We start from the raw sequence: 24,453 nt of genomic DNA on the forward strand, positions 1-24,453 counted from the left end.
TGTTGGTTTATCGTGTTGTGGCTGAGCATAGGCCTAGCCTATGCTCAGCCTGAACCGCCCGAACTGAAAATAAAACAGCACTACTTTGTGCTATTAAACGATCCGGAGTTTCCAGTGCACGAGGTGAAGGCGCGGAAGCAAGTCGGCGATAAACCCTACTTTCTGGATATCATAAATATCCAGGTGCCCAGGAAACAGGTGCAAGCCTACCGAGCACTCACGGCTCACTCAGCTCATTCCATCGACATGATGCGGGTTCGGCTGAATGACGAGCTTCTGTTATCTATGGCCGTTCTGCCCTTTCACTGGCGGCGCACCCCCGCGCAAAACCTAGGTCAAGTACAGTGGATACCCATTGAGTTAGATACGATTCCGAAGAGTAAACTCCTATCTGTAGCGCAACTGAGTAGCTACTACTATCACGCGCTGCTTAAGTACTGGCGAGAGGATATGCCTGATTTTACTCCTTTTACTCGCCTGCCCAATGTATCTCCTATCGTCCAGCGAAACGGCCGCTACTGGACTACAACCAACGAAGTAATAACAGAATGCTTTCTGGTCTGTAACCGGCCTACTTGGTATCCTACCCAAGGCGACGTAGTGACGATCAACACCGGAGCGCGGCCGTTTTCCAAGCAGGATTGCATGGAGGAAGAAAGAAAATTCGAGCAGTATCATACCGCTGAACCGAGAGGCGCACTGCTCGGCGGCGCTTTGGGTCAAAAGCTTATTCTCGGTGAAAAGAAAAACGGGGAGTTTACCTTTTGGTCGTTTCCACCTATTTTATCTGAACCCTACTGTAGTTGGCTAGGTGCCGTTGAGTTTCGGTACAAACCAGGTGTTGGTCTCATTGCCGCTGACTATTCAGAATGTTTAGAATTGCCGGTAAGCAACGTACTTCTCCCTAATGAGATAAGAGGGTTCGGCGACCGGCTTGGTCCTAGGGTGCTCTTTGAGCCTTTCGAGATTGATGGGCTACCAGTAGCGCCACCAACTTTACCTGCGCCAGCAATTCCGAAAAGTAAAGCCGCCTCACCCAAACGGCTACCTTTGCGGCGTTAGTCGATGATCATCTTCCTGTATGCCTGTTTCTCTTGAATCCAACGTTTCTCTCCGTGCCTATAACACCTTCGGCATTGATGCCAAAGCGCGCCTTTTTGCCCGCTTTGCCAGTGTCGAGCAGCTGCGGGCACTACTGGTCTTGCCTGAAGTGCAACAGGCCGAGAAGCTCATCCTAGGGGGAGGTAGCAACCTGCTCTTTACCAAAGATTTTGATGGGGTTGTTCTGAAAAATGAGATCCGGGAGCTGGAAGTAATCAGCCATGACGATGTCAGTAATACCGCCCTGGTGCGGGCTGGGGCTGGCGAGTCGTGGCACGGCTTGGTGGAATATGCGCTCAGCCAAAACCTGAGCGGCATTGAGAATCTGTCGTTGATACCGGGGACTGTGGGCGCCGCGCCGCTACAAAATATTGGCGCCTACGGCGCTGAGCTGCAAGATACTTTTGAACACCTCGAAGCAGTAGAGATGAGCACAGGCCATCTGCGCATGTTTACGCGTGCCGAATGCGGCTTTGGTTACCGGGAAAGCGTGTTTAAAAACACACTCAAGAACCAGTACATCGTGACGGCGGTAGTGCTGCGCCTGCACCGGCAGCACCAACTCAACGTGAGCTACGGCGCCATCCGTACCACCTTGGAAGAAATGGGCTTGGAAACAGAGCCGACGCCAGCCGACGTGAGCGAAGCCATTATGCGGATCCGCCGCAGCAAGCTACCCGACCCCGCCGAAATAGGCAATGCCGGCAGCTTCTTTAAAAATCCGGAGCTTTCGCAGGCCAAGTATGATGCTCTTAAAGCCGAATACCCTGACCTGCCGGGTTATCCCGTGCCGGGAGGCGTGAAAGTGCCTGCTGCGTGGCTCATTGAGCGGGGCGGCTGGAAGGGCGTCCGCCGCGGCGCCCACGGCGTGCACGACCGGCAGGCCCTAGTTCTGGTAAATCATGGTGGGGCACAAGGCGCCGATATTCAGATGCTAGCGCAAGAGATTATCACCTCTGTACGCGCAAAATTCGGCGTGGAGCTGCATCCTGAAGTGAACATCATGTAAGCGCAAGTATCCTGTCGATAGAATTTCGCCAGGAACCTAGGTTTTCTTCGCTAGCTACAAAAGCTGCTTCCGGCTGAGCATGAAAAAAGCACGCACGGCAGCGCCACAAACAAGCCTCTAGGAGTACGCAGACGCTTTTCGTTGACTTTAATTAACCTAAATATATTTATTTTTAAATATAGGCACGCGTTTTGAATGTAGCATATCCAAAGGCACTTCTCCAGGTGCCGTGGTATGGTAAGTAAAAGCCCCGGATCTTTGATCGGGGCTTTTCTGCTATATAAAGAACCTAGAAAACTGGCTGCACAATGCCAGGCACGCTCTACAAAAGAGGAGCAAACAGGCAACCAATGAGTTTTGTAACTTATCGAACGCGGCTCGGAGTTGGCTCCTGGGTACGAGTTCGTGGGTCGTGCTCTACGCTGTGGGTAACTGGCTTTTCCTCGCTGCCAGCGCGCGGAGTAGTGCACGCTTGCATGGCAAGCGTGGTAAGAAGCAGAAGCAGTAAGCGTTGTAGCATGGTTGATTGTAAGATGAGGGTATGGGCAGTAGGACCTCACCTATCGTGCCACCTTGCCCACGAATAAGAAGTGAGTAGGTTTTGTTACAAAACGATAAAGTGCGATGCTAACTGCCCCCATTTGAGCAGTGCAGCAAAAAAGAGTAGGCAAAACGGCTTACAGGGCTGCCAGGAAGGTAGGGTACCTCCCCACGTTTCTATTGGCTAGTTGCGCCAGTAGAGACTGTGAGCCAGATAAAGTGCCATTACGCCCGAGATAAGCTTGACGGCAGTGTAGCCCTGCACAATCAAAAAAGGAATAACTAGGCTACAAACACGCCTTGCCTATAAAGTGCCCGCAATATAGTGGAGCTTAGCAATAGACCTAGGCACTTATTCTCATTTACTACAATTTCGGTATCAACCCTGCGCTTAAAAAGAACCTTGACTACAGACAGCGAGAAGCTAAGTAGCTCCCGCCGACAGCCATCCTAGGTTGCAAGTCAGAACGGCTGTTTTGTCTGGGGAGGAGGTGGCGATACGTTTTCAACGACCTAACTCAACGAAGTTGAAAGGTTTTAATAGATTGTCTGTCATGTACTTATATATAATTATGTAGACTCTTTTACTCAATCGATTGTGTAATTTGATTGGAGTTTCTACTTTTCGCTTCTTGTTTACCTAACATGGGATAAGCTTCACCCAGGTGCAGGCGCCGCAGACGCTGAAAAGTAGTGTTGGCTAGCCTTTTCTGTTGCTCTACTCTAAAACACTTCTTCGACTTGTGTCGTCGGCATTGCAACTGCTTCAAAATCAATTATTCAATCAAAACACAGCCAAAGCCAATTTGGGCATGCAAAACACAGATTCAACGGCGGCCGGCACGGACGCCTATGTAATTGGGGTCGATTACGGCACCGATTCCGTCCGCTCCCTGCTCGTTAACGCCCGCACGGGGGAGGAAGTGGCTCAGGCCGTGCACTACTACCAGCGCTGGAAAACCTTGCAGTACTGCAACCCCATCCACAACCAGTTCCGCCAGCACCCCCTCGACTACATCGAGGGGCTGGAAGCGACGGTGCGCAAAGTAGCGCAGTCGGTACCGGCGGAGCAGATCGTGGGCCTCGCTGTCGACACCACCGGCTCGACGCCCGGCCCGGTGAACGAGAAAGGGGTAGCCCTAGCCCTCACGCCCGGCTTCGAGGAAAACCCGAACGCCATGTTCGTGCTTTGGAAAGACCACACGGCGCTGGAAGAGGCGGCTGAGGTCAACCTGAAAGCCCGCACCTGGGGCGGGGAGGATTTCACGAAGTTCGAAGGTGGTATCTACTCCTCGGAGTGGTTTTGGGCGAAGATCATGCACATCGTGCGCGAGGATGAGGCCGTAGCCCAAGCCGCGCACTCGTGGATGGAACACTGCGACTGGATGACGCTGCTGCTCACGGGCGGCGACCTAGCTCATTTCAAGCGGAGCCGTTGCGCCGCTGGTCACAAGGCTATGTGGCACGAGAGCTGGGGCGGGTTGCCTATTGAAGAGTTCATCGTACACTTAGAGCCGAAGCTAGCTGAACTGCGCGGCCGCCTTTACCAAGAAACCTACACCGCCGACGAGGCCGCTGGCAACCTTTCCGAAGAGTGGGCCCAGCGCCTAGGTCTGACTACCAACACCGTGGTGGCCGTGGGCAGCTTCGATGCGCACGCAGGCGCCGTGGCTGGCGAAATCGAGGCCTACTCGATGGTGAAAGTAATGGGTACTTCGACTTGCGACATCGTAGTGGCGCCTTCCGACGAGGTAGGAGGGAAGCTGGTGCAAGGCATCTGCGGCCAAGTAGATGGCTCTGTCATTCCGGGCATGCTCGGTCTGGAAGCTGGGCAGTCGGCCTTTGGCGACTTGCTAGCTTGGTTCCGCCAGATGCTGGAGTGGCCCTTACAGAACGTGCTGTCGTCGTCTTCGGTGATTACGCCGGAGCAACAAGCGGCCTTGCGCGAGGAAATGAGCAGCAAGCTGATTGTGGAGCTGACCAAAGCCGCCGCGCAGGTGAACCCCGAAGAATCGGCCGTGCTAGCCCTCGACTGGGTGAACGGCCGCCGCACGCCGGACGCCAACCAAGGCTTGAAAGGCGCCATCATGAACCTGACCATGGGCACCAGCGCCCCGCAGATTTTCCGGGCCTTGGTAGAAGCCATCTGCTACGGTTCGAAGCAAATCGTGGAGCGTTTTGAGGAGGAAGGTATTCCGATCAAGCAGGTGATTGGCATCGGCGGCGTGGCCAAGAAGTCGGACTTCGTGATGCAGACCCTAGCCGACGTGCTCAACCGCCCGATCAAAATTGCGGTGTCGGAGCAGGCACCAGCGCTTGGCGCCGCCATGTACGCGGCCGTGGCCGCCGGCGTGCAGCCCGACGTGCTGACCGCCCAAAAAGCCATGGGCAGCGGCTTTGCCAAAACCTACGAGCCCAACCCCGCCAGCGTGGCCGATTACCAAGCCCGCTACGAGCAATACCAGGCCTTCGGCCGCTTCGTGGAAGATATCACGCTGCGCGAGGGCGAAGTTGCCGAAACTACCTTAGTTGACGAAGTATAACGCATGAGTCAGTACCAAGATCTAAAGCAGGCCTGCTACGAGGCCAATATGCAGTTGCCGAAGCTAGGCCTCGTGCTGTTCACCTTCGGGAATGCCAGCGTCGTTGACCGCCAGCACGGCGTATTTGCCATCAAGCCCAGCGGCGTGCCTTACGATACGCTGCGCCCCGAGGACATCGTCATCGTTGACTTCGCCAACAAAATTGTGGAGGGCACCAAACGGCCTTCCTCGGATACCAAGACGCACGCGGTGCTGTTTAGCCACTGGGAGCACATCGGCGGCATCGTGCACACGCACAGCACCTACGCCACGGCGTGGGCGCAGGCCCAACTCGATATTCCGATCCTAGGTACCACGCACGCCGACCACCTCACCGCCGACATCCCGTGCGCGCCGCCCATGGACGACAACATGATTGCCGGCGACTACGAGCATCAAACGGGTTGGCAGATCATGAATGAGTTTCAGCGCCGCGGTATTTCGCCGGAGGAAGTGGAGATGGTGCTGCTCAGCAACCACGCCCCCTTCACCTGGGGCAAAACCGTGGAAAAGGCCGTGTACAACAGCGCCGTGCTGGAAGAAGTAGCCCGCATGGCCTACCTCAGCTGCACGCTCCGCCCCGATGTGCCGCGCCTGAAAGACGCCTTGATTCGCAAGCATTACGAGCGCAAACACGGCGTCAATTCCTACTACGGTCAGAGCTAGGTTAGCTAGGTTTTTGAAAAATAAGAACGTCCTGCTGAGCTTGCCGAACCGAAGGAAGGCGCAAGCCAAGCAGGACACAACCCTCTTTACATCACCCATTCACCCATGATTGACATTTCGCAGTACGAAGCTTGGTTCATCACCGGCACCCAGCACCTTTACGGCCCCGAAACGCTGAAAGAAGTAGCCCAACACTCGCAGCAAATTGCGGAAGCGCTGGACAGCAAGCTGCCGATCAAGATTGTATACAAGCCCATCCTGACTGGCCCCGATGAAATCTATAAGCTGATTCAGGAAGCCAACACCACTGCAAACTGCGTGGGCCTGATTGCCTGGATGCACACCTTCTCGCCGGCTAAGATGTGGATCAACGGCTTGAAGATTCTGCAAAAGCCGATGGCCCACCTGCACACGCAGTTCAACCGCGACATTCCGTGGGGCACCATCGACATGGACTTCATGAACACGAACCAATCGGCGCACGGCGACCGGGAGTTTGGGTTCATCGGCACGCGTATGCGCCTGAACCGCAAGGTAGTAGTGGGCCATTGGGAAGATGGCGCGGTGCAAGATCAACTGAGCGTGTGGGCCCGCGCGGCGTGCGCCTGGGCCGATTGGCAGGGCGCTAGGTTTGTCCGCTTCGGCGACAACATGCGCTACGTAGCCGTAACTGAAGGCGACAAAGTAGAAGCCGAAATCAAGTTTGGCTACTCCGTGAATACCTACGGAATCGGCGACTTGGTAGCCGTGGTAAACGCTATTCCAGAGGAGCAAGTAGACGCGCTTGTTGCGGAATATGAGCAGCAGTACGAGCTAGCCGACACGCTGCAAGCAGCTGGTAGTCAGCGCGAATCGTTGCGCGATGCGGCCCGCATCGAGGCCGGCATGCGCAAGTTCTTGCAAGACACGGGCGCCAAAGGCTTTACGGATACCTTCGAAGACCTGCACGGCATGGTGCAGCTGCCCGGCATTGCCACGCAGCGCCTGATGGCCGAAGGCTACGGCTTCGGCGGCGAAGGCGACTGGAAAACGTCGGCCCTGGTGCGCGCCATGAAAGTGATGGGTGCGGGCCTGCCCGGCGGCAACTCCTTCATGGAAGATTACACCTACCACTTTGCGCCCGGCAACAACCAAGTGCTCGGTTCGCACATGCTCGAAATCTGCCCCTCGATTGCCGAAGGCAAAGTGCGCGCGGAAATTCACCCCCTAGGTATCGGCGGCAAAGCCGACCCAGTGCGTCTGGTGTTCAACTGCCCCGCCGGCCCCGCGCTGAACGCCACGCTTATCGACATGGGCAACCGTTTCCGCATGATTGTGAACGAAGTAGAAGCCGTTGCTCCTGAGCAAGATCTGCCGAACCTGCCCGTAGCCCGCGTGCTGTGGAAAGTGAAGCCCGACCTAGCTACCGGCGCAGCTGCCTGGATCTTGGCCGGCGGTGCCCACCATACCGGTTACAGCCAGAACCTGACCACCGAGTACCTCGAAGACTTCGCCGAAATGGCCGGTATCGAGTTCGTGGTAATCGACGGCGACACGAAGCTGCGCACGTTCAAAAACGAGCTGCGCGCTAACGAAGCCGCTTTCGGTGGCCGCTACTAAGCGGAAAGCTAGCTTGAAGGTTCAACAAAGACCGTCATGCTGAGCTTGTCGAAGCATCTCTACTGCAATAGTAATCCAGCATGTGAGAACGAAGCGGTAGAGATGCTTCAGCAAGCTTAGCATGACGGTCTTTTGTCTTTTACCTATTTTCTGCCTGCGTTCTGTAACGCTCAGTCCCACAAGAATTCCCGCTCTTTAACCTGCTCTTGCCCTATGATAAAACGTTCGTCTCCTTACTCGTCATTTTTGCCGTTGGGGCTAGCTATCAGTAGTCTGGTAGCCAACCCGGCAGCAGCCCAAACCGGCACGCCTACCACCGTGACGGTGCAGGTAAACAAGCCCGGCGCGGCGGTGCCCAAGTCGATGTTCGGCTTGTTTTTCGAGGATATTAACTTTGGTGCCGACGGAGGGCTTTACCCGGAACTGGTGAAGAACAAGTCGTTTGAAACAGATGACCACCTTATTGGCTGGAAAGCCATCAGAGGTGGCGCCGCTCTCTCGGAGTACACCATCCTAGGTCAGCAGCCTCTGAGTGCTACCAATAACCATTACCTACGCCTCACGGCCAAAGCGAGTAGCCCCGATGCCGGCTTTATCAACGAAGGCTTCCGGGGCATGGGCGTGAAGCAAAATGCCGAATATAACTTCTCCGTGTACGCTCGGCGTGGGGCTGGCAACGTGAGCGGCTTGCGCGTGATTCTGGAAGACGAGAAAGGCCAGGCGCTAGCCCAAGCCCAAGTTTCGGGCCTGACGGGGGAGTGGAAGCAGTACACGGCTGTGCTGAAGCCCTCCGCTACCAGCAGCAAAGCCCACTTGAAAGTGGTGATGGACGGTGCCGGCACGGCTGACCTCGATGTGGTATCGGTGTTCCCGAAGGACACCTGGCAGAACCGCCCCAACGGCTTGCGCACCGACTTGGTGCAGCTCCTGAAGGATATGAAACCCGGTTTCCTGCGCTTCCCCGGTGGCTGTATCGTGGAGGGCCGGACCTTGGATCAGCGCTACCAGTGGAAGAAAACCATTGGCGCGGTGAATGACCGCGAGTCGCTGATCAACCGCTGGAACACCGAGTTTACCCACCGCTACACGCCCGATTACTACCAGTCGTTTGGCCTAGGTTTCTTCGAGTACTTTCAGCTCTCTGAAGACATTGGCGCCGAGCCGTTGCCCATCCTGAACATCGGCATGGCGTGCCAGTTCAATTCGGCCGAGCTAGCTCCGCTCAGCGCAACCACTCCCAAGGGCGGTCCGAATGCCAGTGCTGATACGCATGTGCACAGCGCCGACGAAATCACCTTGGAAACATTTATTCAGGATGCCTTGGATCTGGTGGAATTTGCCAACGGCCCCGCCACGAGCACCTGGGGTGCTAAGCGGGTTGCGATGGGCCACCCAGCACCCTTCAACCTCAAGATGATTGGGGCGGGTAATGAGCAATGGGGCCCTCAGTATTATGAGCGGTACGAGCTGTTTGCCAAAGCCGTCAAAGCGAAATACCCCAATATCAAGCTGGTTTCCAGCGCGGGTCCTGACCCAGGCGATGAACGCTTCAAAGCTGCCACCACTCGGTTCCGGGAGCTTGGTGCCGACTTTATCGATGAGCACTACTACGCCAAGCCCGAGTGGTTCCGCCAGAACGTAGGTCGCTACGACAACTACCCGCGCACTGGGCCGAAAATTTTTGCGGGAGAGTATGCCGCCCAAAGCGTAGCAATTGCTAGCCCCCGCAACAAAAACACTTGGGATTGCGCCATCTCGGAAGCCGCCTTCATGACGGGCCTAGAGCGCAACGCCGACGTAGTAGAAATGGCGTCGTACGCCCCGCTCTTCGCCAACGTAGATGCCTGGCAATGGACGCCCAACCTTATCTGGATGGACAACCTGCGCTCCTACGGCACGCCGAATTACTACGTGCAGAAGCTGTTCAGTGTAAACAAAGGCACGACCATGCTGCCCGTAACGAACAAAAACGGCGAGGATAACCTCTTTACTAGCGCCGTCGCCGACAAAACCACCAACGAAATTGTGGTAAAGCTGGTGAACTACTCAACCTCGGCCCGGCCCGTAAAAATCAACCTGGCTGGAGTGAAGAAGGTAGGCCAAACCGTAAAGGCTACGGTGATGGCCAGCGATGATTTGCAGGCCGAAAACAGCCTTGACAAACCGATGTACCTAGCTCCCAAAGAAGAAACCTTCAAAGTCTCTTCACCAACAATGAGTTACACGCTAGCCCCTAACTCCTTCACGGTGCTGCGTATTCCGAACAAATAAAAGCAAGCGTACAAGCTAGCTAGGTTAATGGGCTGGGAGAAGATAAGAACGTCTTTTTCCAGCCCATTTTGTATTCGCCTCCTCGGTAAGCTCCTACACGAGTCGTCCAATCTTACTTCCACACTTCTTTGCCAGTACGCATTTCCATGTTCCTTCTCTTACCACCAAATCCCATCCTACATGAAAATTATTACCCTTTCCGCCAAGCTTCACCGCTTGGCTATTACTGGCAAGGCAGCGCTCTTACCACAGGTTGAGTGGCTAGGTTTCGCCTACCGCCGAGTGGTAGTGTCCTTCTTTTTACTTTGCTCCCTTGCTGTTCAGCACGCTTACGCATTGCAAGGTGCCAACGGCGCACACGACCCAAGTACTATTGTGAAGAGTGGCAACACTTACTGGATCTTCACGACTGGCGACGGGGTATACGGGATGTACTCCACCGACCTGATTAGCTGGACGCCGGCGCCGCGCCCAGTTTTCGCTCTCGGTACTTGGCCGAGCTGGATCAACGCGAAGGTACCGGGCTTCGCGGGCAACTTCTGGGCGCCGGAGTGCAAGTTTATGAACGGGAAATATTACCTGTATTATTCATGCTCCACGTTCGGTTCTAAGGTATCGGCTATTGGCCTAGCTACCAACGTGACACTGGACCCAACCAGCCCCAACTACAAGTGGGAAGACCAGGGCGAAGTGGTGTCGACCAATGCCAGCAGCGCCGTCAACGCCATCGACCCAGCACTTATCGAAGATGCCAGCGGCAACCTGTGGCTCACGTATGGCTCCTTCTTTGGTGGCATTCGAATGACCCAGCTGGATAAAATAACCGGCAAGCCGACAGACCTAGCTACCCAATATGCCTTGGCTAACGGCGGGGTGGAAGCGCCTTACGTGATTCGTAACGGCAATTATTACTACCTGTTCATCAACCGCGGCGCTTGCTGCCAAGGGATAAATAGTACTTACAACATCCAGATTGGGCGCTCTACCAGCCCCACGGGCCCGTACGTGGATAAGAATGGTATGAACCTGAACAATGGTGGTGGCACGACCCTACTGGCTACGGCTGGGCATTATATTGGGCCGGGCCAAGTGGGCATTTACCAGGAAAATGGCATAACCTACGTCAGCCATCATTATTACGAAGGCTTCGAAAACGGAGCGCCTAAGCTGAGCCTAGCCTCATTACAGTGGGACGCGGCGCAGTGGCCCGTGCTCACCCGCGACTGGGTGGCCGCGGGGCGTTACGAAATCACAAGCAGCAACAGCGGCAAAGTGTGGGATGCCTGGGGTTGTACCGGCGTGGCCGGGCAGGCCATTGCCCAGGGCAATAGAGCAGGCCTAGCCTGTCAGCAATGGGATTTTGCCCCGCTCGGCAACGGGGAGTACAAAATTACTAACGCCCTCGGGGGCCTAGCGGCCGAAGTGGCGAGCTGCTCGCCCTACCTAGCTGCTAGGTTGCAGCTGAATGCGTACAGCGGCCTGCTGTGTCAGCAGTTCAAGGTCGAGCGAGCCAGCAACGGGGCGCTGGTGTTGTCGTCGGTGAATGGCAACCGGGTCGTGGAAGTGCCCGGCGCTTCCCAAAACGCCGGGGTGCAGCTAGGTTTGTGGGACTACAACGGCTGTACCTGCCAGCGCTGGACACTTAGCACCCCCATCGTGACGGCCAACATGGCGCAAAGGCTGCCGGAACTAGCCATTTATCCTAGCCCCGTTACGCAGGGCAAGTTTACGGTCGACCTAGGTCACTTGAAGCCCACTGGCCAGGTGCGCGTTGAAGTACTGAATGCTCAAGGGCAGCGAGTTTCTCAACAACTGTTCGGCCCGCAGGAGAAGCTGGAAGTTGCTATTGATAAGCCTCTAGCCGCTGGCGTATACCTGGTGCGCCTGCAAAGCAACAGCGGCCTGCTGACCAAAAAAATCATCGTGGAGTAAAGCGTCGCTGCACTACGTAAAAAAGCCGCTCTGCAAATTTGCAGAGCGGCTTTTTTACGTTCTAAGTAGGGCTTACAATTGCACCTGCGGCCAGCCTTGGGCATCCCAACCTAGCTTCTCTTGGCGCAGCTTTGGCTTGCCCTGGTCGGCGGCGTCATAGGCGTGGAAGATGAGGTAGTCAGTGTTATCGAAGGTATACACGGAGTTATGACCTAGGCCATACCACTTGTCGTCGCCGGCTAGCACTTGCGTGCCGCCGCCCTGCTCCAGCGGCTTGCCTTCGCGGTCGACGTAGGGGCCGGCAACTTCCTTGGAGCGGCCCACCATGATTTTGTAGGTGCTTTTGGGGCCGCGGCAGCAGTAATCAAACGACACAAACAGGTAGTAGTAACCGTTCTTGCGGAAAATGAACGGGCCTTCAATGGCGCCGTCGCCGGGCAAAGAATCCGTTAGTTTCGGGTCGCGAGGACGGCTGGCGATGGTACGCCAGTGCTGGGGCTCGGCGGGAGCGGTGAGGTCGGGGCGGAGCTGCACGAGCTTGATGCCCTCCCAGAAGGAGCCGAACGACATCCAGGGGGTGCCCGCCTGGTCACGAATCAGGTTGGGGTCGATGGCATTCCACATGTCCCGGCCCGGTACCGACTGCACCACCTTGCCGTGGTCAACCCACTTAAAATCGGGCGAGCTAGAGTCCAGGGTTTTGTTGGTAGCGAGGCCAATGCACGAGGTGTTCTTGCCGAATGCCGATACGGAGTAAAACAATGAGTAAACGCCATTATGCAGGGAAATATCGGGCGCCCAGATGTGGTTGCCACGAAAGCCCGGCACGGCTTGCACGGCCCAGGCTGGGGCCGTGGCAAACACCGGCTTCTCCGCCTTCCAGTTTTTCTGGTCTTTCGACGACCACACGGCGATGCCCCGCCCAGTGCAGAACATATAATACGTGCCGTTCTGCCGAATCATGACTGGGTCGTGGGCCGGAATAAGCGAGGTCGTGTTCTGGGCCAATGCCGGAAAGCTGAGCAGTAGCAACACGAAAAAGAACAATTTCTGCCTCATTGTAAAAATTTACATAAACGATTGTGTGAGCCGTTGCCAAGTAAGATTTCTTCGCCAATTTCTGCGCTATGCAGGTAAATCAGCGGTTTCGTAAGATCTAACTGGCGTTTATACTTCCAATTTATTAAGTTAACCCGCTTTCGGTTGAGAGTAGCCATAAAATACAATGTTGGACGGAGGCGAGTTTGGGATAATTGATTGTGTAGCAGCTTCTAAGCGTGTAGCTTCCATTCGAGTCGATAAACCAGCCTAGGTACTAGTAGCCGCGTAAACAGCAACAGCGTAGAAGGGGAGCAGTGGCTTGCTTTCTTCTTGTTATTGCCCCGCACAAACATTTGATAAGCGCTAATCCATATCGGCATAATCCTTTTAGCGCACTCGCGCTAACCGCTTACGAGTAGTATACCCCCATGGCTTCACGAACGAAAAAAGACAAGGAAATAGTAAGTAGCCCCGTTTCTATGGCCGACTTGGCCAGGGAGCTAGGTGTGTCGATGACGACCATTTCCCGCGCTTTAAGTGACCATCACAGCATTGGCCCGGCCACGAAGCTAAAGGTGCAAAAGCTGGCCAAAAAGCTGAATTACCAACCCAACCACCTGGCGGCAGCTTTGCGCAAGGGCAAGAGTAAATTGCTGGGCGTTGTGGTGCCCTACATCGAGGGGCGGTTTTTCCCTTCCGTCGTTCACGGCATCGAAACTGTAGCGCGCAAGGCCGGCTACAGCGTGGTGATGTGCCAGTCGAACGAAGATGCGGCGCAAGAGCGTCATAATATTGATACGCTGCTAAATGCCCAGGTAGCAGGCATTTTAGTGTCATTGGCGCGTACTACCAACGATTTTCGTCACTTCGATAAGGTGCGTCGGCGCGGTATTCCACTCGTGTTCTTCGACCGGGTGATGACGGGGGATGACGTAAACGCCGTCGTGCTCAACGACCGGGCCGGGGCCTACCAATCCACGCGGCATCTGCTGGAGCAAGGGTGCCGGCGCATTGCTCACTTTACGGGCCCTCAGCATCTTAATATTTACCAAACCCGTCGCCAAGGCTACCTCGACGCCCTACAGAGCTACAGTATTGCGCCGGATGAGGAATTGATTGCCTACTTTGACATGTCGCAAGAGCAAGGAGCCGAGGAAATGGCTCGTCTGCTGGCATTGCCCAATCCACCCGATGCTGTGTTTGCCGCCGGCGACTCTTCCATTCTGGGGGCTCTGCAATACTTGAAAAGCCAAGGGCTGCGCGTACCCGAAGATGTGGCGCTGGCGGGCTTCAGCAACGAGGCCTTCACTTCCATCACCGAGCCCATGCTCACCTCCGTCGATCAGCGGTGCGAGGAGATGGGGCAGGCTGCCGTGCGGCTGTTTCTGGAGCTAGTGGAGTCGAAAGGAACGCCTTTTTCGCAGCGCCAGGTGGTGTTGCAGCCCGAGCTGTTTGTTCGCGGATCTTCCCTGCACACACCTGCTACGGGTGCCAGTCCGAAAAAGAAAGCGGCCGTGGAGCAGCACAGTTAGGCTAGCTTTTTTAGCGCCTGGGCGCTAAACGCCAGATCATAGCCTGCAAACACAAGCAACGAAAACCCCAACGCCTATTGCTGCCGCAGACGTTGGAGTTTTCGTTGCTTGTGTTTGCAGGGCTAGGTAGTGCCTAATTTCCGCTGGAAGTAGATTTGGCTTTCGGGGCGGCGGCTGGGGTGCCCTGCTTAGCTGGTTTCACGCCCTCCGAGGTCATTACCACCCGCTTCAGCGTGCCGTCCTTGTTGTAGTAGAGGTAGTCGATGCACACGGAGCGGCGGTAGCTGCTGCCTGCCGTGGGTACGCCGCCGTTGTGGTAGATGATGTAGGATTGGCCTTTGAAGTCAATAATGGCTTGGTGGTTGGTGTTGGAGTTGCCGGCTATTTCATTCAAAATGCCTTTGTATTCCCACGGTCCTTCCAAGTTACGACTCATGGCGTAAGCCATTTTTTCCGGGAATTGATAAGCGTACGATAGGTAATACCAGCCGTCGTGCTTGTGGATCCAGGGTGCTTCGGTGAAGTTCTTCAGGCCTTCTACCTTCTTGATGGGGCCGTCGAGCTCCGTCATGTTGGGCTTGAGCTTGGCGTAGTAACAGATGGTATTGCCCCAGAACAAGTACGCCTGGTTGTTGCCATCGATGTAAACGGTAGGGTCGATATCATCCCAGCTGATCTTCGCTTCCGTGGTCATGTCGTTGGTAATCAGGGCCGACCCACGTGCATCTTTGAAAGGACCCGTGGGACTGTCAGACACGGCTACCCCGATAGCCTTGCCTTTGATGGTGCCGTGCTCCACGGCCGCGTACCAGTAGTATTTGCCGTTGCGCTCAATCACCTGTGAGGCCCAGGCGTCGTCTTTGGCCCAGGCAAAGTCCTTCACATTAAGAGGCGAGGGATGCTCGGTCCAATGCACCATGTCTTGGGAAGAAAAGCACAGCCACTCGTGCATCACGTAGCGTTCCTGCGGGGCCGGCGCTTCATCGTGGCCCGCGTAGAGGTATACGGTACCATCTTTCACCATCGCAGCCGGGTCGGCGGTGTATTTATGGGTGATGATGGGGTTGCCGCCGCTGACGGGCAGGGCTACCGGTTTTTGTTCGGTGGGAGCTGGGGTGACTGTCTGCTGACCTAGGGCAGTAGGGGCAAGCAGCGGAGTGATGAGCAGGGCTGCTACCAGACCGATGGGCGCGGCAGTTAGCTTCGTTCGACTACGAGTGATTTTCATGGGGCCAATTAACACAATCGTTTGTGAAACTTCCTCACACCCACAAAGTATTTTCTCCGCAACGACAAAATGCGGCCGGGAGCCGTTAAACTAGCCGAAACATTCTAGTACAACTTACGCTCAACTTTCAAAACCAGGTACGTGCCATTCGCCTTACCTAGCTTCTCTCATCATGAATCAATACTTGATTACTGCCTACGACTACACCGATGCGGGTGCCTTGGCGCGCCGCCTAGAAGCGCGGGCTTCCCACTTGGAAGGCGCCCACCAGCTCCGGCAAACCGGCAACTTGCTGTTTGGCGGCGCTATCCTCAACGACGACGGGCAGATGATTGGCTCCATGATGGTGGTGCAATTTGAAAGCCTCGAAACCCTCAACGCCTGGAAAGAGCAGGACCCGTACGTCCTGCAACGGGTGTGGGAGAAGGTGGAAATCAAACCCTTCCGGCAAGCGGCCGTGTAAGTACTTAGCTGCTTTCAAGACCAGGAGCTAGGTCCTGGAGTACTGCCAGAACCTAGCTCCTGGTGTTTATCAGAGTACAACCAGCAGCGAATAGCTAGCAAGTAGAAGAGCAAAGAAGCGAGGGATGCTATAGTCGTTCTGTAAAAAAACAGGGCGTATGACGTAAACATACGTCAGAGTATGTCGTATGTTTACGTCATAGTAGAGTTATTTGCTTATGACGTACGCCAAAACCACTGCTTTTACCCAGGAGCAGCAGCAACTTGCCCGGGTAGCTAAAGCGCTTGCGCATCCGGCGCGAGTTGCCATTATTCAACTGCTCGCCAGCAAAATGACCTGCATCTCCGGCGATATCGCTGCCGAACTGCCTCTTTCGCGCACCACCGTTACGCAGCACCTGCAGGAGCTAAAAGCTCTTGATCTGATTCGGGGTGAGATTGACGGGCTCACCGTCTGCTACTGCCTCAATACGGAGCTGCTACGGCAAGTGCAGCAGCAGTTTGCTGGCTTTTTCGCGGAAGCTACCGTCGGTCCGGTTTGTGGCCCTGGCGATGCCTGCGCTTGCTAGCTATTCCTTCCACCTTTGCTTTTGTACCCTATGGAAACTCCCGTTTTCCCCCGGATGCACGTCTCTTTGTACGTCTCCGACCTAACCGCCACGGTCAACTTCTACACGGCTTTTTTCGGGCAGCCGGCCGCCAAAATCCGGCGCGGCTACGCCAAGTATGTCCTCGATGAGCCCTCGTTAATTATCTCATTCGTGGAGAACTCCGCGCGCGTAGCCAGCAACTTCGGGCACCTAGGTTTTCAGGTAGAGACGCTGGAGCAACTCAATCAGCGCCTGGCGGTGGCGCGCAAAGCGGGCCTGGTGCAACGTGAAGAGATGGGCACGGCTTGCTGCTACGCCAAGCAAGACAAGTTTTGGGTAAACGACCCCGACGGGGTAGAGTGGGAGGTATATTACTTCCACGAAGACGCCGAATTCAACGATCCGCGTTACGAGGCTGAGTATCAGCAAGCCAGCAGCCAGTGTTGCATTGCGCCCGCCGCGCAGGAAGCCTCTGCCGAAGTGCTGACCACTGCGCCCATGGCCTTCACGCTCGCCACCACCAGCGCCGAAAGTGGCCCTGCTTGCAGCCCCGGCGGTGGGTGCTGCTAGGTATTGACTACGTATAAACAATAGGAGCTAAGGCAAGCTGCATATCTTAGGCTTGCTTCTAACCTTCAGTGCTTAATGCCTACCATCCAGCCCTTCACCGCAGCGCATTGGCCCGAGGCCAAAGCCATTTACGAAGCCGGCCTAGCTACCGGCAACGCTACTTTCCAGACTGAAGCCCCGACCTGGGAGGCGTGGGACCAAGGGCACCTGTCGCATAGCCGCTTGGTCGCTACCGACGATGCTGGTCGGGTGCTAGGCTGGGCGGCGCTGTCGCCGGTATCGGGGCGGTGCGTGTACGGGGGCGTGGCAGAAGTGAGCGTGTACGTAGCCACCGAGGCGCATGGGCAAGGGGTGGGGCGGCAATTGTTGGGCGTGCTCATCACCGAAGCGGAAGCCGAGGGTATGTGGACGCTACAAGCCGGCATCTTTCCCGAAAACATACCTAGCCTCAAGCTGCACGAAGGCCTAGGTTTCCGCACTGTCGGCTACCGCGAGCGGATCGGCAAGCTGCACGGCGTGTGGCGCGATACGGTGCTGCTAGAACGCCGCAGCTCAGTAGTGGGCCTGTCGTAATCCCGCGTTTTCTTGACGAATGGGTCTTGATAAGCCTTTACTGGGATGGTTGGTCTCGTAGTTAAAGTGCTGGCTCTCTGGCTTCGCTGCCAGCACGCCTGAACTGAATAGCCAAAGAAAAAGGCCCCTTGCTGATGAAGCAAGGGGCCTTTTAGCATTACAAGAACAGTTTACTTCAGTACAGCGAGGGTTACCCCGTCGCCGCCGCGGTCGGCGTGCTCGTCGCCGACGCTGGCGATGGTGCGCACCGAGCGGAGGTAGTCGCGCACCACTTGGCGCAGCACTCCATTGCCACGGCCGTGCAGGATTTTGAGCTCCGGCAAGCCAAACATAACGGCATCGTCTACAAACGCCATCAACTTTTGCAGGGCATCTTCGGCCCGCTCACCGCGAAGGTCGAGGGTGGGGCTGAAGTCCGCCATGCGGCCGGTCAGGTCGAGGCCGGAACCGGCGGTAGCGTAAACAGATTTCTCTGCTTTCTTCTCCCGCTCCTTCACTTCGGCGCGGCTGAGTTTTTCAAGCTGATTTACCTTCACCAGCGTCTTCATGCCACCGAACATAACCTCAGCGGTTTTGCCTTTCAGGCTGGCAATTTCGCCGTAGCCGTCTTGTCCTAGTAGCGCCACTTTATCGCCCGCTTTTAGGTTGGTGGCGTCGGCAGCTTCGCGGGTTGGGCGCGGCTTTGGTGGCTCTATTTGCAGCTTTTCGCGCACAAACGTATCGAGCTGCTCGCGGGCCTGCTTGGTTTGCTCCTTGTCGGCTTGGTTGCGGCGGATTTCGGCAATGGTTGCTTCGATCTGCTGGTTCGTGTCCTTGAGCAAGGTTTTCGCCTTCTGCTTGGCCTCGCGCAGTACTTCCAGCTGCGTGTCTTCCAGATGGCGCTTCAGGTCTTGGTAGTCCTGGGCGGCCTTCTTCAGGCGGCGCTCTTGCTTGGCGGCTTCGGCGGTGCGCTGCTCTAGGTCGGTTTTTTCTTTCTCTAGGCCTTCCAGGAGCTGGTCGTAGCGAATCTTATCCTTGCCCACAAGGCGAGTGGCCTGTTCCACAATCTGCTTGGGTAAACCAATTTTGCGGGCAATTTCGATGGCGAATGACGAACCAGGCTTGCCGATTTCCAAGCGGTAGAGTGGCTGCAACTGCTCAGGGTCGTAGCGCATGGCGCCGTTCACGATGCCTTGCGAACGCTCGGCAAAGTTCTTCAGGTTGGTGTAGTGCGTGGTAATGACGCCGAAGCTACGGGCCTGGTTGAACTGGTTCAGCACGGCCTCCGCAATGGCGCCCCCTAGCACTGGCTCAGTACCAGTACCAAATTCGTCGATCAGCACGAGGCTGCGCTTGCCGGCAAACAGCAGAAACTGCTTCATGCTCAGCAAGTGCGATGAGTACGTACTCAGGTCATTTTCCAGGCTTTGCTCGTCGCCGATGTCGAGGAAAATATCTTCGAACATACCGGCTTCCGAGCTTTCGCCGGCCGGAATGAGCAGGCCGCATTGCAGCATGTATTGCACCAAGCCCACCGTTTTCATCGCCACCGATTTACCCCCGGCGTTCGGCCCCGAGATGAGCAGGATACGCTGGTCGGGGTTCAACTCCATATCAAGCGGAACCACGTCGCGCGGGTTGTCTTTCTGCTCCTTGAATGTGAGGTAAAGCAGCGGGTGCCGCACCTGTTTCCACTGCACCAAGGGGCGTGCATGCAGCACCGGCAACGTCGCTTCCAGACGCTGGGCAAGCAGCGCTTTGGCCCGGATGAAATCCAGCAGACCTAGGTATTGATACGCCTTGCGCAAATCCGGAATGTGCGGGCGTAGTTGGTCGGTGAGGGCCGTCAGGATGCGGATCAGCTCGCGCTGGTAGGCATTCTCAAGGTCCTTAATGTCATTGTTCAGCTCAAAAACCGCTTCCGGCTCAATGAACACCGTCTGGCCCGAAGCCGATTCATCGTGAATCAGACCACGCACCCGGCGCTTGTGCTCGGCAATGACGGGCAGTACCAAGCGGCCGCCGCGGATCGTTGGTTCGGCACCCTCAGGCACCCACCCCTGCTCACGAGCATGGCGCAGCACCCCCGCAATTTGCTTGCGAAGTTGCCCTTGGCGGGTAATTAGCTCCTGGCGCAGGTGCGATAAGAACGGCGAGGCATTTTCGCGTACCTGGCCTTCGTCATCGACCACTTTATCCAGCGCCGCCAGCAAGTTACGGTCCACCTGCACCCCAATGCCGAGCAGGCGCAGGGTGGGATAGAGGCTTTCCTCGGCCTGGGTGAAGAACAGCAACGCCTGCCGGATGGTCCGGAGCGACATCTTCACGGCAAAGAACGCGGGCACATCAAGGAAAGCACCGGGCAAGTTGGCGCGCACCAGGTAGGGGTGTACGTCGTGGTAGTGCTGGCTCGGAAAGTCGGCGCCAGAGTTCAATAGCACGCGGAATTCGTCCGTTTGCTGAAGAAGCTTCTGGAGCTGGTCGTGCTTGGTCTGGAACTGCATCTTGCCCACGAACTGGCGACCTAGGGCACTCAGGCACAACGACTCCAGCATTTCTCGCAGTTGCGAAAAGCCTATTTTAGACTCAAAATTCTGAGGTAGAATCAAGATTGGTTATTCGGTATTAGGATCAAAAAAGCCTTGTAAAAGTAAACAGTTAGGAGCGCCAGAAGATTCGCTCGTACTACTATATTACTATGAATTGTCTGATTTTAGTGGAAAGCTCATCGAACGCCAGCATCAGCACGCCAACGCTAGGAAGCAGGAGTTAGCAAAAAAGCCGAGGGAGTACCTAGGCTTTTGCATTAGAAACTCCTTGCCGCTCCAGCTCGACTTTCTTCTCTAAGAAAACAGAGTTGAAATAAGACGGATACCGGACGCTCATCAAAGACAAAAGAGCAGCGCGCCTTCGCCTGGCCGTTTTACGTGGCTGAGTAGCCCACTAACGAGCTTGCCAAATAGAGCGACCTAGCTACGAGTTTGTAACTGAACAGTTTCACAGCAAAGTGATTATTTTTATGAATTGTTTGCAAAATATTTGCATTGAAGTAACCGTATTTATATAATTGAGGAGAATTAGTTGAAAGAATAATAAAAATACTGCTTGCTACTGCCTTTCAGTTGCTTTCAGTAGAAGCTAGCTTTCGACTTCTTGACCGCGCCGCCTTCTACCAATTCCCACGCTAGAAGTTGCCATCCCCAGAGTTCCTCGTTCTGTCTCTGCCAATTCCCGCGCATTACCTCAGTACGCCCGTGTAGTTGCCCCATAATGGCGCGGCTGCGGCCGGGCGTTCCCGGCGCTCCTTATCCTCTTCTGCTACCACCTATTTAGCCAAAGGCACCAGCAATGCGTGTCTACGGCCGCTTGCCTTCCCAGTGAAGCTCACTGACCATTCGGAACGGCAAGCTACCGCAAAAGAAGAGGTGTTTTCTATTCAATAACTAATTGACTTGTAGGTAGTCCCGCAGCGCCTAGGCAGCGGGAACGGTACGCTACTGCCTACAGAATTCAGAACTATCCCCACTTCATTCTAAAGCCCAACGCATGAAAAAAGTAGTACTCTTACTTTTCGTTTGCCTTTGTACGCTGTCCGTGGCGCTTGCGCAAACCCAAAAAGTTAGCGGAAAAGTGACAGAAGGTGAGAATTCTCCCTTGCCTGGCGTCACGGTGCTTGTGAAAGGCACTTCCCAAGGCATGACAACCAGCGCTGATGGCACCTTCACTATGGAATGTGCGCCTACCAGTACGCTGGTTTTCTCGTTTATCGGCTACAGTTCGCAAGAAGTACCCGTGAATGGTCGCTCGAGTATCAGCGTAAAAATGGGCGCTGATACCAAGCAACTTGCTGATGTAGTGGTAGTAGGCTACGGGACCCAAACCAAGGAAGAATTTACGGGCTCGGCCGCTCGTGTGAAGGGCGACGCCGTGAAGGACTTGCCTGTGCAGAGCTTCGACCAGGGCCTGGCGGGCAAGGCAACGGGCGTAAGCATTGGGCAGCCCAACGGGGTACTAAACAACCCACCCGTTATTCGTATTCGGGGCGTCAACTCCATTTCGCTCAGCTCTTATCCGCTGGTAGTAGTCGATGGAGTGCCAATCAACACGGGCAACGTGGCGGGGAGCAGCACAGTGGCCAACAACCCCCTAGGTGATATTAACCCCGCTGATATTGAATCGATTGATGTGCTGAAAGATGCCGCATCAACTTCTATCTACGGTTCGCGTGCGGCGGCTGGCGTTATCCTGATTACGACCAAAAGCGGCAAGGCTGGCAAGCCCAAGGTGACCTACGAAGGCTGGGCCGGCGTGACCCGGGCCGTGCGCCTACCCAAAATGCTCAACGCGGAGCAGTTCATGATGATTAAGAACGAGGCCGTGCTGAACTCGAAGATTTTGTCGGGCAATGCGAATAATGCCAGTGTGGCGTCGGAGCTGTTCTTCCCCATGTACAACGCCGATGGCTCGCTAGTCGATACAGATTGGTATAAGGAAGTATACCAAACTGGCTTCTCCCAAAACCACAGCCTAAGCGTTTCGGGGGGCTCCGAGTCGACCAAGTATTACTTTTCGACCAACTACAGCAAGCAGCGCGGGATTCTGAAAACCAACGAGTTCAGCCGCAAAGCCGTCCGCTTCAACGTGGACCACAAGCTCACCTCGTGGCTGACCCTAACGGCTAACGCGAACTACAACAACACCCTGAACGCCTCGCCCAACACGGGGTCGTTGGAAGGCAATGCGTTCGGCTTGGTAGGCTCGGCGCGGCTGGCGTGGCTCTCGGCGCCCAACGTGCCCGTGTACAACCCCGATGGCTCCTACAACCTGAGCACGGCCAACACCCTAGGTATGGGTAACAACCAGGTGTCGAGCAACTTCTACAATCCGGTGCCGATGCTTGACTTAAATAAGTACACCTCGGAAAACGACCACATTTTGGGGACCTTCGCCGCCGATTTTCACCCCGTGAAGGGGTTGAACTACCGGATAAGCTACGGCGTCGACCGGCTGAAGATTGAGAACGTGACTTTCCAAAGTGGGGTGCACGGGCCCGGCTATCCGAGCGGCAACGCGACCAACACAAGCATCGCGGCCAACAACTGGGATTTCACCAACACCCTCACCTATAACCTGACGGTAGCCAGCAAGCACAGCATCGGCTTACTAGCTGGCTACGACCGCCAAAAGTTTGACAATGCCGCGTGGGGCGCTACACGCTCCAACTCGGCGGATATTTTCTTCAACGACTTTCAGGGTAGTTACGGGACGATCATACCGGCCAATAACGCCTTGAACGAGCGGGCTTTGGTATCGGTCTTTGGCCGCTTCACCTACGACTACGACAAGAAGTACTTCCTAACAGTAAACTTCCGGCGCGACGGCAACTCGGCCCTAGGTGCGGGCAAGAAGTACGGCAACTTTGGCGGCGTATCGGGGGGCTGGTCGCTGGCGGAAGAGAATTTCTACCGCAATTCGTCGCTGGCCCAGGTGATGACGGGCCTGAAGCTGCGTGCTAGCTGGGGCAAGATCGGCAATGCCAACCTCACCAACTGGTACGGCTCGCTCTCTTTGTATAACTCAGGCCTGTATGGCTCGGCCGCTACGTGGGCCTTCTCGCAGGGCGGCAACCCCGACCTAGGGTGGGAAACCGGCAAGCAAACTAACGTGGGCGCCGACATTGGCTTGTTCAACGACCGGATACAACTCGACCTGACCTACTACCGCAACAACGTGGATGGCCTCATCCTGAACGTGCCGCAGTCGCCCTCCAAAGGCATTCCAAACAACGCCATGCTCATGAACGTGGGCTCGATGTACAACCGGGGTTTTGAGGTGGGCGTAACGGCCAATGTGCTGGAAAGCGGCAAGTTTAGCTGGAATACCAACTTCAACTACACCTTCAACAAAAACCAAGTAACGGCGCTGTACGGCGAAGGAACCGAGATTGTGGGCACCACCAGCGCCACGGCCGAAACCTCCAACATCACCCGCGTGGGCTACTCGGTAGGGAGCCTCTACGGCGCCAAAACCGACGGCGTGAACCCCGAAAATGGGCAGCGCATCTTCATCAACCGGGAAGGCCAGCGCGTACAGTACAACCACGCCGTGCCCTCGGGCCAAAGCCGCTGGACCTACCTCGATGGCTCGGCCGCGCCCGCTATCAGCGTGAGCGACTACCAATTGCTCGGCAATGCGCTGCCAAAATTCTACGGCGGTTTCAACAACACCTTCCGCTACGGCAACTTCGACCTAGGGGTAAACTTCACCTACTCGGGCGGCAACTACGTGATGAACGGCTCGAAGGGCACTTGGCGCGACCAGCGCTTTTGGAACAACACCACCGAAGTACTCGACCGCTGGACGACGCCGGGCCAAAAAACGGACATTCCGCGCGTGGTGTACGGCGACTTGCTCTCCAATGGCTCGTCGTTCCCGATTTCGGAGAACGTGGAAAAAGCCGACTATATCCGTTTGCAAACGGCTTCGCTAGGGTACCGCGTGCCGGTGCAGCTGTTCGGCGCCAAGTCGGGCATCAGTTCGGTGCGCGTGTACACGCAGGTGTTCAATGCCTTCCTGATTACAAAGTACTCCGGCACGGACCCGGATATCTCGTCGAATGGCAACAGCAACCTCACGCCTGGGGTGGACAAGAACTCCATTCCGCAGGGCCGCACCTTCACTTTCGGCGTGAACGTGGGCTTCTAGGCCGGACGCCTTCCTGGCCTGGTGCCCTAGGTGCCCGGCCGGAGCAATGGCCTGAGACAGAGGTACAAATCAC

General features: G+C 55.8%; 17 protein-coding genes. 13 read left to right on the forward strand and 4 right to left on the reverse strand.

Annotation, left to right across the window (positions count from 1 at the left end; all coding sequences use genetic code 11):
- Positions 1-87: 87 nt before the first annotated feature.
- Positions 88-1,062 carry a hypothetical protein gene (locus tag BXP70_RS16645; protein WP_143436540.1) on the forward strand — a complete coding sequence of 325 codons (975 nt, stop codon included), beginning with the start codon at positions 88-90 and terminating at the stop codon, positions 1,060-1,062.
- Between the two features lie 19 nt (positions 1,063-1,081).
- Complete coding sequence (murB, locus tag BXP70_RS16650; RefSeq protein WP_086595233.1) at positions 1,082-2,110, forward strand: UDP-N-acetylmuramate dehydrogenase; 1,029 nt, start codon at positions 1,082-1,084, stop codon at positions 2,108-2,110.
- 364 nt (positions 2,111-2,474) lie between these two features.
- Here murB and BXP70_RS29940 read toward each other — a convergent pair whose 3' ends face one another.
- Positions 2,475-2,630, reverse strand: coding sequence for a hypothetical protein (locus BXP70_RS29940; protein ID WP_179197719.1), 156 nt, complete (start codon positions 2,628-2,630; stop codon positions 2,475-2,477).
- 832 nt (positions 2,631-3,462) lie between these two features.
- On the opposite strand from BXP70_RS29940, the gene BXP70_RS16655 reads away from it, so the two are divergent.
- The 5 genes from BXP70_RS16655 (at position 3,463) to BXP70_RS16675 (ending at position 11,700) form a co-directional block, all read left to right on the forward strand.
- The gene (locus BXP70_RS16655) at positions 3,463-5,193 is read left to right on the forward strand and encodes a ribulokinase (protein ID WP_086595267.1); all 1,731 of its coding nucleotides are present in this window, start codon (positions 3,463-3,465) and stop codon (positions 5,191-5,193) included.
- Positions 5,194-5,196: 3 nt separating this feature from the next.
- Positions 5,197-5,898 (forward strand): L-ribulose-5-phosphate 4-epimerase, encoded by a 702-nt coding sequence (locus BXP70_RS16660; RefSeq protein WP_086595234.1) that lies wholly within the window; start codon positions 5,197-5,199, stop codon positions 5,896-5,898.
- A gap of 105 nt (positions 5,899-6,003) precedes the next feature.
- Positions 6,004-7,497 (forward strand): L-arabinose isomerase, encoded by a 1,494-nt coding sequence (araA, locus tag BXP70_RS16665; RefSeq protein WP_086595235.1) that lies wholly within the window; start codon positions 6,004-6,006, stop codon positions 7,495-7,497.
- 213 nt (positions 7,498-7,710) lie between these two features.
- Positions 7,711-9,768: an alpha-L-arabinofuranosidase C-terminal domain-containing protein gene (locus BXP70_RS16670; protein ID WP_086595236.1), complete on the forward strand. Its 2,058-nt coding sequence runs from the start codon at positions 7,711-7,713 to the stop codon at positions 9,766-9,768.
- A 180-nt stretch (positions 9,769-9,948) separates the two neighbouring features.
- Complete coding sequence (locus BXP70_RS16675) at positions 9,949-11,700, forward strand: family 43 glycosylhydrolase (protein WP_179197720.1); 1,752 nt, start codon at positions 9,949-9,951, stop codon at positions 11,698-11,700.
- Between the two features lie 72 nt (positions 11,701-11,772).
- On the opposite strand, the gene BXP70_RS16680 is transcribed toward BXP70_RS16675, so the two are convergent.
- On the reverse strand, positions 11,773-12,759 hold the full coding sequence (locus BXP70_RS16680; RefSeq protein ID WP_086595238.1) for an arabinan endo-1,5-alpha-L-arabinosidase: 987 nt from the start codon (positions 12,757-12,759) through the stop codon (positions 11,773-11,775).
- A gap of 410 nt (positions 12,760-13,169) precedes the next feature.
- Between BXP70_RS16680 and BXP70_RS16685 the strand changes: the two genes are divergently transcribed.
- Positions 13,170-14,273 carry a LacI family DNA-binding transcriptional regulator gene (locus tag BXP70_RS16685; protein ID WP_086595239.1) on the forward strand — a complete coding sequence of 368 codons (1,104 nt, stop codon included), beginning with the start codon at positions 13,170-13,172 and terminating at the stop codon, positions 14,271-14,273.
- Between the two features lie 133 nt (positions 14,274-14,406).
- Here BXP70_RS16685 and BXP70_RS16690 read toward each other — a convergent pair whose 3' ends face one another.
- Positions 14,407-15,501 (reverse strand): glycoside hydrolase family 43 protein, encoded by a 1,095-nt coding sequence (locus tag BXP70_RS16690; RefSeq protein ID WP_086595240.1) that lies wholly within the window; start codon positions 15,499-15,501, stop codon positions 14,407-14,409.
- A gap of 172 nt (positions 15,502-15,673) precedes the next feature.
- Here BXP70_RS16690 and BXP70_RS16695 point away from each other — a divergent pair, with 172 nt between their 5' ends.
- From BXP70_RS16695 to BXP70_RS16710, 4 genes are all read left to right on the forward strand, one after another.
- Positions 15,674-15,964: a YciI family protein gene (locus BXP70_RS16695; protein WP_086595241.1), complete on the forward strand. Its 291-nt coding sequence runs from the start codon at positions 15,674-15,676 to the stop codon at positions 15,962-15,964.
- Between the two features lie 217 nt (positions 15,965-16,181).
- Complete coding sequence (locus tag BXP70_RS16700) at positions 16,182-16,532, forward strand: ArsR/SmtB family transcription factor (RefSeq protein WP_086595242.1); 351 nt, start codon at positions 16,182-16,184, stop codon at positions 16,530-16,532.
- Between the two features lie 30 nt (positions 16,533-16,562).
- Entirely contained in the window at positions 16,563-17,123 is a 561-nt protein-coding gene (locus tag BXP70_RS16705; RefSeq protein WP_086595243.1) for an ArsI/CadI family heavy metal resistance metalloenzyme, read from the forward strand.
- Positions 17,124-17,198: 75 nt separating this feature from the next.
- Entirely contained in the window at positions 17,199-17,696 is a 498-nt protein-coding gene (locus BXP70_RS16710; protein ID WP_086595244.1) for a GNAT family N-acetyltransferase, read from the forward strand.
- 170 nt (positions 17,697-17,866) lie between these two features.
- Here the strand turns inward: BXP70_RS16710 and BXP70_RS16715 are convergent, their stop codons facing one another.
- On the reverse strand, positions 17,867-20,284 hold the full coding sequence (locus BXP70_RS16715) for an endonuclease MutS2 (RefSeq protein ID WP_086595245.1): 2,418 nt from the start codon (positions 20,282-20,284) through the stop codon (positions 17,867-17,869).
- A gap of 937 nt (positions 20,285-21,221) precedes the next feature.
- On the opposite strand from BXP70_RS16715, the gene BXP70_RS16720 reads away from it, so the two are divergent.
- Positions 21,222-24,380, forward strand: a complete 3,159-nt coding sequence (locus BXP70_RS16720) for a SusC/RagA family TonB-linked outer membrane protein (RefSeq protein ID WP_086595246.1) — start codon at positions 21,222-21,224, stop codon at positions 24,378-24,380.
- Positions 24,381-24,453: the final 73 nt, after the last annotated feature.

This window comes from Hymenobacter crusticola (genome assembly GCF_002154225.1).
Taxonomy (GTDB): Bacteria; Bacteroidota; Bacteroidia; order Cytophagales; family Hymenobacteraceae; genus Hymenobacter; species Hymenobacter crusticola.

What these genes read in the sequence shown, in the direction of transcription:
- murB (WP_086595233.1), top strand. Translation starts at nt 1,082, where the DNA reads ATGCCTGTTTCTCTTGAATCCAACGTTTCTCTCCGTGCCTATAACACC.
- BXP70_RS29940 (WP_179197719.1), bottom strand. Translation starts at nt 2,630, where the DNA reads ATGCTACAACGCTTACTGCTTCTGCTTCTTACCACGCTTGCCATGCAA.
- BXP70_RS16655 (WP_086595267.1), top strand. Translation starts at nt 3,463, where the DNA reads ATGCAAAACACAGATTCAACGGCGGCCGGCACGGACGCCTATGTAATT.
- BXP70_RS16660 (WP_086595234.1), top strand. Translation starts at nt 5,197, where the DNA reads ATGAGTCAGTACCAAGATCTAAAGCAGGCCTGCTACGAGGCCAATATG.
- araA (WP_086595235.1), top strand. Translation starts at nt 6,004, where the DNA reads ATGATTGACATTTCGCAGTACGAAGCTTGGTTCATCACCGGCACCCAG.
- BXP70_RS16670 (WP_086595236.1), top strand. Translation starts at nt 7,711, where the DNA reads ATGATAAAACGTTCGTCTCCTTACTCGTCATTTTTGCCGTTGGGGCTA.
- BXP70_RS16675 (WP_179197720.1), top strand. Translation starts at nt 9,949, where the DNA reads ATGAAAATTATTACCCTTTCCGCCAAGCTTCACCGCTTGGCTATTACT.
- BXP70_RS16680 (WP_086595238.1), bottom strand. Translation starts at nt 12,759, where the DNA reads ATGAGGCAGAAATTGTTCTTTTTCGTGTTGCTACTGCTCAGCTTTCCG.
- BXP70_RS16685 (WP_086595239.1), top strand. Translation starts at nt 13,170, where the DNA reads ATGGCTTCACGAACGAAAAAAGACAAGGAAATAGTAAGTAGCCCCGTT.
- BXP70_RS16690 (WP_086595240.1), bottom strand. Translation starts at nt 15,501, where the DNA reads ATGAAAATCACTCGTAGTCGAACGAAGCTAACTGCCGCGCCCATCGGT.
- BXP70_RS16695 (WP_086595241.1), top strand. Translation starts at nt 15,674, where the DNA reads ATGAATCAATACTTGATTACTGCCTACGACTACACCGATGCGGGTGCC.
- BXP70_RS16700 (WP_086595242.1), top strand. Translation starts at nt 16,182, where the DNA reads ATGACGTACGCCAAAACCACTGCTTTTACCCAGGAGCAGCAGCAACTT.
- BXP70_RS16705 (WP_086595243.1), top strand. Translation starts at nt 16,563, where the DNA reads ATGGAAACTCCCGTTTTCCCCCGGATGCACGTCTCTTTGTACGTCTCC.
- BXP70_RS16710 (WP_086595244.1), top strand. Translation starts at nt 17,199, where the DNA reads ATGCCTACCATCCAGCCCTTCACCGCAGCGCATTGGCCCGAGGCCAAA.
- BXP70_RS16720 (WP_086595246.1), top strand. Translation starts at nt 21,222, where the DNA reads ATGAAAAAAGTAGTACTCTTACTTTTCGTTTGCCTTTGTACGCTGTCC.